Raw genomic sequence first — 514 nt, 5'->3', positions numbered from 1 at the left:
AGGTTGCCGAGCGGGGTCAGTGAGCCGACGACAACGCCAGCACCGGCACCCAAGATCAGGAAGCCGAGCGCTGCCTTGAGGCCGCCGCCGATAACGGCTCCGGCTGGTCGCTTGAGAGCGATGAGGCCGACTGCCGTGATGATTCCGACGAGATAGGCCGGGACGTTGAGAATCTGTTGTCCGATGAAATTCAGGACTACAACAAGCCACTCCATTGTGTTCTCCCTTGAGTTGGTTGGTTATGCGAAAAGGTGACGCGTTATTCGGGCAGCGCTGCCTTGAGCTTTGCCGTGATTTCTTCGAGGTCGAAGAAGTTGTCGATGACAATGACGTTTGCGGGAACGTCGCCAATCTCCGGGGCGAGTTCTTCGGAGGTCAACACGATCTGAGCGTCGCGTGCCATACCGCGGGCGACTCCGATATCGGCAGCCTCGACGTCGGCGTCAACTCCGAGCGCGCGAAGAACCTTTTCTGCATTCATTTCAGGAGAACGGATGTACCGATTCCCATTCCA

2 protein-coding genes are annotated in these 514 nt (G+C 57.8%); both read right to left on the bottom strand.

Annotation, left to right across the window (positions count from 1 at the left end; translation table 11 throughout):
* Positions 1-215 (bottom strand): PTS transporter subunit IIC (locus ADIWIN_RS05430; RefSeq protein ID WP_040756619.1); only part of this gene is annotated, 215 nt, incomplete at its 3' end.
* A gap of 44 nt (positions 216-259) precedes the next feature.
* Positions 260-514, bottom strand: a 255-nt coding sequence (locus ADIWIN_RS05425; RefSeq protein ID WP_235047037.1) for a PTS sugar transporter subunit IIB, incomplete at its 5' end; no start/stop codon positions are given.

It is taken from the genome of Winogradskyella psychrotolerans RS-3, from assembly GCF_000427335.1.
Taxonomy (GTDB): Bacteria; Bacteroidota; Bacteroidia; order Flavobacteriales; family Flavobacteriaceae; genus Winogradskyella; species Winogradskyella psychrotolerans.
This window is presented reverse-complemented; position numbering and strand designations above follow the sequence as displayed.